At 68.0% G+C, this 6,375-nt stretch carries 6 protein-coding genes; 2 read left to right on the top strand and 4 right to left on the bottom strand.

The window, feature by feature from the left end:
• Positions 1–94 precede the first annotated feature (94 nt).
• Complete coding sequence (locus AC13F7_RS04465; protein ID WP_123730461.1) at positions 95–313, bottom strand: glutaredoxin family protein; 219 nt, start codon at positions 311–313, stop codon at positions 95–97.
• Positions 314–410: 97 nt separating this feature from the next.
• Here AC13F7_RS04465 and AC13F7_RS04460 point away from each other — a divergent pair, with 97 nt between their 5' ends.
• A complete protein-coding gene (locus tag AC13F7_RS04460) occupies positions 411–1,793 on the top strand; it encodes an L-serine ammonia-lyase (RefSeq protein ID WP_346473083.1) in 1,383 nt (460 codons plus the stop codon).
• Between the two features lie 114 nt (positions 1,794–1,907).
• On the top strand, positions 1,908–2,909 hold the full coding sequence (locus tag AC13F7_RS04455; RefSeq protein WP_482999365.1) for an alpha/beta fold hydrolase: 1,002 nt from the start codon (positions 1,908–1,910) through the stop codon (positions 2,907–2,909).
• Positions 2,910–3,028: 119 nt separating this feature from the next.
• Here the strand turns inward: AC13F7_RS04455 and AC13F7_RS04450 are convergent, their stop codons facing one another.
• Genes AC13F7_RS04450 through metX form a run of 3 tightly spaced genes read right to left on the bottom strand, consistent with a single transcriptional unit; the run spans position 3,029 to position 6,365 of the window.
• The gene (locus AC13F7_RS04450; protein WP_482999364.1) at positions 3,029–4,096 is read right to left on the bottom strand and encodes a homoserine dehydrogenase family protein; all 1,068 of its coding nucleotides are present in this window, start codon (positions 4,094–4,096) and stop codon (positions 3,029–3,031) included.
• A complete protein-coding gene (locus tag AC13F7_RS04445; protein WP_482999363.1) occupies positions 4,093–5,337 on the bottom strand; it encodes an O-succinylhomoserine (thiol)-lyase in 1,245 nt (414 codons plus the stop codon). Before AC13F7_RS04445 ends, AC13F7_RS04450 begins: the two co-directional genes overlap by 4 nt.
• A complete protein-coding gene (gene metX / locus AC13F7_RS04440; protein WP_481469685.1) occupies positions 5,334–6,365 on the bottom strand; it encodes a homoserine O-succinyltransferase MetX in 1,032 nt (343 codons plus the stop codon). Before metX ends, AC13F7_RS04445 begins: the two co-directional genes overlap by 4 nt.
• Positions 6,366–6,375: the final 10 nt, after the last annotated feature.

The following is a 6,375-nucleotide window of genomic DNA, read 5'->3' as shown; positions in this document are numbered from 1 at the left end:
GCGGGGGCCCGGCCCCGCGCGCGTTTAGCCACCCCCGGCGCCCGGCCCCGCGCCCGCCACTACCACATCCAGCAATGCCAAGCGGCGCTGGGTGTCAGCCGATCCAGGCCCGCAGTCCGGCCACGTCGAACGGCCAGTCCAGCTCCCGTCCCTGCGCATCGCGCAGCACCGGCACCCGCAGCCCGTAGCGGGCCTCCAGCGCGGTGTCGTCATCGATGAACACACTGTCCAGATCGGCCACCCGGGCCTGGGCCAGCACCGCCAGGGCCTGGTCGCACAACTGGCAGTCATCACGCTGGTACAAGGTAAACACCGGCCCACCCGCCTTGGGAAATGTTGCGCCGCAGCCAGAGCCGGCGGCACGAAGCGCATAGAATAGCGCTCCATCCGATACCCGCAGTTTGGCAATCATGGCTGTCAGCACGTTCGACGTTTTCAAGATCGGCATTGGCCCGAGTTCTTCGCACACCGTGGGACCGATGAAGGCTGCCGAACGTTTCGTGCACCGCTGGCTCCTCGATCCCGGCCATCTGCAGGACGTGGTGCGCATCCGCGCCGACGTCTACGGCTCGCTCGCCCTGACCGGCCGTGGCCATGGCACCGACAAGGCCGTGCTGCTCGGGCTGGAAGGCCAGCGCCCGAACCTGATCGATCCGGACATCATCCCCGAGACGCTCGAGCGGATCCGCAGCAGCAAGCGCATCCGCCTGATGGGCCAGCACGAGATCGCCTTCGACGAGAAGCGCGACCTGGGCCTGAACAAGCGCCAGAAGCTGCCGTACCACACCAACGGCATGCGCTTCACGGCTTACGGTGCGGACGAGCAGGTGATCGCCACGCGCGATTACTACTCCGTCGGCGGCGGTTTCGTGGTCAACCAGGACGACGCGGCCGATGACCGCATCGTGCCCGATGAAACCCCGCTGCCCTACCCGTTCAAGAGCGGCGACGAGCTGCTCGCGCAGACCGCGCGCAGCGGCCTGAGCATCGCCCAGATGATGTTCGAGAACGAGAAGTGCTGGCGCACCGAAGAGGAGATCCGCGACAACCTGCGCGAGATCTGGAGCGCCATGCAGGCCTGCGTGGAGCGCGGCATTCGCCAGGAAGGCACCCTGCCCGGCGGCCTGCATGTCTCGCGCCGCGCCCCGGCGCTGTACCGCGAACTGTCCTCCAAGCCGGAAGCGGCGATGCGCGACCCACTGACCACGTTGGACTGGGTCAACCTGTACGCGCTGGCCGTGAACGAAGAAAACGCCGCCGGTGGCCGCGTGGTGACCGCACCGACCAACGGCGCAGCCGGCGTACTGCCGGCGGTGCTGCATTACTTCGACCGTTTCTGCCCCGGCGCCAATGAACAGCGCGTGTTCGATTTCCTGCTGACCTCGGCGGCGATCGGCATCCTGTACAAGGAAAACGCCTCGATCTCCGGCGCCGAAGTCGGCTGCCAGGGCGAAGTGGGCGTGGCCTGCTCGATGGCGGCCGGCGGCCTGGTCGCCGCGCTGGGCGGCAACCCGAGCCAGATCGAGAATGCCGCTGAAATCGGTATGGAACACAACCTCGGCCTGACCTGCGACCCGATCGGCGGGCTGGTGCAGATTCCCTGCATCGAGCGCAATGCGATGGGCGCGGTCAAGGCGATCAATGCCTCACGCATGGCCATGCGCGGCGACGGCAAGCACAAGGTCTCGCTGGACAAGGTCATCAAGACCATGCGCGACACCGGCCGCGACATGCAGGACAAGTACAAGGAAACCAGCCGCGGCGGGCTGGCGGTCAACGTCATCGAGTGCTGATCGGCCGTCCCCGGCGGTAGAGCCGACCGCTGGTCGGCTGCTCCCGGTGGCATCGTCGGTACGCCTGCACGGCCGCTCCGGTACAGTCAGGACTCCCCCCCGATGGAGACTGCCATGCGCATCCTGGCCGCCGCCCTGCTTGCCTGCCTGCCGCTGACCACCCTCGCCGCTGAGACTTACGGCCCGCGGCTGGAAGGCTTCGACTATCCGTACCCAGTGAAGATCTTCCGGTTCGAGTCCCAGCGCCAGCCGCTGGAGATGGCCTATATCGACGTGCCCGCCGGTGGCAAAGGCTTCGCCGGGACGGTCGTGCTGCTGCATGGCAAGAATTTCTGTGCGGCCACCTGGAAGGACACCATCGCGGCACTGAGCGCGGCCAGCTACCGGGTGATCGCGCCGGATCAGATCGGCTTCTGCAAATCGAGCAAGCCCGAGCGCTACCAGTACTCGTTCGGTCAGTTGGCTGCCAATACCGAAGCGCTGCTGGAGCATCTGGGCTACGGCGAAGGCAAGCTGCACATCGTCGGCCATTCGATGGGAGGCATGCTCGCGGCCCGCTTCGCGCTGATGTACCCACGGCGCACCCTCAGTCTCTCGCTGGTCAACCCGATCGGACTGGAAGACTGGAAGGCCAAGGGCGTGCCATGGCGCAGCATCGACGCTTGGTATACGGGCGAGCTGAAGACCAGCTTCGACAGCATCAAGAAGTACCAGCTCGACGTGTATTACAACGGCCAGTGGAAGCCCGAGTACGAGCAGTGGGTGCGCATGCAGTCGCGCATGTACGAAGGCCCCGGCAAACAGGCGGTGGCGTGGAGCCAGGCGCTGACCTCGGACATGGTGTTCAACCAGCCGGTCGTTTATGAGTTGCCGAAGCTGGCCGTGCCGACCACGCTGTTCATCGGCCAGACCGACCGCACGGCGATCGGCCGTGACCTGGCACCGCCGGCACTCAAGTCGACACTGGGCAACTACCCTGCGCTGGGCAAAGCGGCGGCCGCGGCGATTCCCGGCGCCACGCTGGTGAGCTTCGAGGATCTGGGCCACTCGCCGCAGGTGCAGGACCCTGCGCGATTCAATGCGGCACTGCTGAAGGCAATCTCACAACACGACTGACCTGCCCACCACCCCGGTAGTGCCACGCCATGCGTGGCAGCCGCCGTCCTCACCATTGTCCGCCGATGCAGCCAGCCCACCCTGGCGCTACCGTGCGCCTGGGTGGGATCGCGCGGCAATCAGCGCCGCACGATCGCCAGCACGTCGTCAAGCAACGCGGCGGCGGTAACCTCCGCCCCGGCGCCCGGCCCCTGGATCAGCAGCGGCTGGGCGTGATACCGGTCGCTGTGGATCGCGACGCGGTTGTCGGTCTGCGCGCCACCGGCCAGCGGATGGTCGCACGGCAGGACACGCAGCCCCACCGAGGCACCGTGGTGATCGAAGCCACCGACGAAGCGCAGGCACCCACCTTGGTCGTTGGCCTGCTGCCAATACTGCTGCAGCGGTGCATCCAGCAGCGTCAGCTGCGCCAACGCATCCGCCGACGACGGCCCAACGAGTGCATCCGGCACCAGTGAGGCGACCTGCACCTGCTCGGCACGCAACGCAATGCCGCTGGCGCGCGCCAGGATCAACAGCTTGCGACGGACATCCTCGCCGGACAGATCCACGCGCGGGTCCGGCTCGGTGTAGCCGGCCTCGGCTGCATCACGCACCCACGCCGAAAACGGTCGCTGGCCATCGTAGTGATGGAACAGCCACGCCAGCGAACCGGACAACACGCCCTCCACGCGATGGATGCGGTCGCCGCCAGCGACCAGCGCGCGCAGGCTGCTCAGCAGCGGCAGGCCTGCACCCACCGTTGCGCTGTCGCCGTAATGCGCAGCACCCTGCTGTCCACTGTCGGCGATGGCTTGGGCACGGGCCAGCTGCGCGCCCTGCCCGAGCTTGTTGGCGGTCACCACGTGCACGCCCCGCGCCAGCCACTGTTCGTGCCAGTTGGCGACCTCGTCACTGGCGGTCGCGTCGACCACCACATCGCCGCGCTGCAGGCCTTCGGCTTCCGCCCACGGCTGCAGCGCGGCCGCACCGCGCGCGGCCAGGTTGGCCTGTGCAAGCTCATCCGCGGGGGTCTGTTCGCAGGCGCGCGCCGTGCGCGAGTTGGCCAGCCACGAGAACGAGGGCAGCGTGACGCCGCGATCCTGCAGCGCGGCATAGCGCTGCACGAAGGCGGTGCCGACCGTGCCGGTACCAAGCAGCGCCAGACGACGCTGTGCTGCCAGCGGCAGGTTCAGCACGGCGCTCATGCATCCACCTGTTTACGCCGCTGCACGTCGCGGTGCTGATCGATCACCACCTGCGCGCGTTCCAGCCCGGCCTGCAGATCGGCCACCAGGTCTTCCGGCGATTCAATGCCGACCGACAGGCGCAGCAGCCCTTCGCTGATGCCCGCGTGCGCACGCGCTTCCGGGGTCATGGCCGCGTGGGTCATGGTCGCCGGATGCGCGATCAGACTCTCCACCCCGCCCAGCGATTCGGCCAGGGTGAAGCAGCGCAGGCCATCCACGAAGGCGCGCACTGCCGCATGCGGATCCTCGCCCGGGCACGAGGCCAGTTCGAAGGACAGCATAGCGCCGAAGCCGCTCTGCTGACGGGCTGCGATGGCGTGGCCAGGATGATCGGCCAACCCCGGGTAGTACACGCTGGCGACCGCATCGCTGGCGGCCAGCAGATCCACGACGGCCGCCGTATTTTCCTGATGCGCGCGCAGGCGCGCACCCAGCGTACGCAGGCCACGCAATGTCAGGAACGCATCGAACGGCGAGCCGGTCAGGCCCAGCGCGTTGGCCCACCACACCAGCTGTTCGTGCACCGCCGGATCGCGCGCGATCACCGCACCGCCGACCACATCGCTGTGGCCGTTGATGTACTTGGTGGTGGAGTGCAGCACCAGATCGGCACCGAAGCTGATCGGCTGCTGCAGCGCCGGCGAGAGGAAGGTGTTGTCGACGACTACCTTGGCACCGGCCTTGTGCGCGGCATCGATGACGAAGCGCAGGTCGGTGATGCGCAGCAGCGGGTTGGACGGGGTTTCGATCAGCACCAGCGTCGGCGACTGCGCCAGCGCATCGGCCAGCGAACGCGGATCGGTCAGGTCGGCGGTGATCAGGCCGAAGTGGCCCTTCCTGGCCAGCGCATTGAACAGGCGCCAGCTGCCGCCGTATGCATCGTGCGGCACCACCAGCGTATCGCCGGGCTGCAGCAGCGCGTTGAGCACCAGGTTGATCGCGCCCATGCCGGTGGAGGTGATCACGCCACCGGCGCCGCCTTCCAGTTCGGCCAGCGCCTCACCCAGCAGATCGCGGGTCGGGTTGCCGCTGCGCGTGTAGTCGTACTGGCGCTTGTTGCCGAAGCCATCGAAGCTGAAGTTGGAAGACAGCACGATCGGCGGGGTCACCGCACCGTGGGCGGTGTCACGGTCGATGCCGGCACGCACGGCGGCGGTGACGCGGCTACAGGACGGCTCGGTACCAGCGGAACGGCTCATGCGGTTTCTCCGGGGGAACGAAAAGCGGTGGCGAGGATCGCGTCGATGCGATCGGTTTCTTTCAGGAAGGCGTCGTGGCCATACGGCGAGCGCAGCACGCGCAGGCTGCCGCGCGGGCCAAGCCCTTCGACCAGGCCGACGCAGTCGGCCAGCGGGACCAGGCGATCGCCTTCCACGGCGACCACGACGGTCGGCACCTGGATGGCGGCCGGGTCGACGCGATGCAGGTCGATCGATTCGGACAGGCGCAGATAGGCATCGACCGGCGTGCGGGCAACGTACTGCGCACCGGCCGCATCCAGATAATCTTCGGCGGCAACGCGCACGCGGCCATTGACTACTTCCGGCGCGGCATCGAAGCGCTCACCGAACTCTTCCGGCGTGCGGTAGCTGAGCATGGCGAACTGACGCGCCAGCGACAGCCCGTGGCTTTCGGCGCACTGCAACTGCCCCAGCGCGACCGCGCGGCGCTGCAGCGCACGCCAGGCTGCGGCATACGGGTGCGGCCGATGCGCACCACTCACCGCGATCAGCTTCTGCACGCGCTGGCGGTGGCGGATCGCAAACTGCTGGCCGACCAGCGCGCCGTAGGAGTACCCAACGAAGGACTCCAGGCGGGCGATGCCGAGATGGTCCAGCAGCACAGCCAGGGCATCGGCCTGGTCGGCGGTATCGATCGGCACATCCAGCGCACCATCGGCCCCGATGAAATCGAACGCCAGGATGCGCAGCGAGGCCGGATCCAGCGCGCGGCCTGCGGCGACCAGGCCTTCAGCCCAGCCCTTTTCCGGAAACTCGGCATTGGCCGCGACATGGCGATGCGCAGAGATGCCGCCGGCCAGCACGACCACCGGCGCATCGGCGCGGCCGACGATTTCGTAGCGCAGGCGCACCGGTCGCGGTCCACCGTGACGCATCGACAGCACCGCCGCGATATCGCCGCGCACGGCGTTCAGCCCGGCGTCGACGGGGACGCTGAGCGGGGCGAAGGAGTCGGTGGCGACAGGGGCGGCGGTGGCGAAGCGCATGGCGGTATCC

The sequence above is a fragment of the Stenotrophomonas sp. K-6 genome (assembly GCF_056861555.1).
The sequence above is the reverse complement of the archived record's forward strand: the minus strand, read 5'-3'. Positions and strand labels throughout refer to the sequence as shown.

Excerpts from the sequence above, each read along its gene's own strand:
- AC13F7_RS04460 (WP_346473083.1), top strand. The coding sequence starts at position 411 with ATGGCTGTCAGCACGTTCGACGTTTTCAAGATCGGCATTGGCCCGAGT.
- AC13F7_RS04455 (WP_482999365.1), top strand. The coding sequence starts at position 1,908 with ATGCGCATCCTGGCCGCCGCCCTGCTTGCCTGCCTGCCGCTGACCACC.
- AC13F7_RS04450 (WP_482999364.1), bottom strand. The coding sequence starts at position 4,096 with ATGAGCGCCGTGCTGAACCTGCCGCTGGCAGCACAGCGTCGTCTGGCG.
- AC13F7_RS04445 (WP_482999363.1), bottom strand. The coding sequence starts at position 5,337 with ATGAGCCGTTCCGCTGGTACCGAGCCGTCCTGTAGCCGCGTCACCGCC.
- metX (WP_481469685.1), bottom strand. The coding sequence starts at position 6,365 with ATGCGCTTCGCCACCGCCGCCCCTGTCGCCACCGACTCCTTCGCCCCG.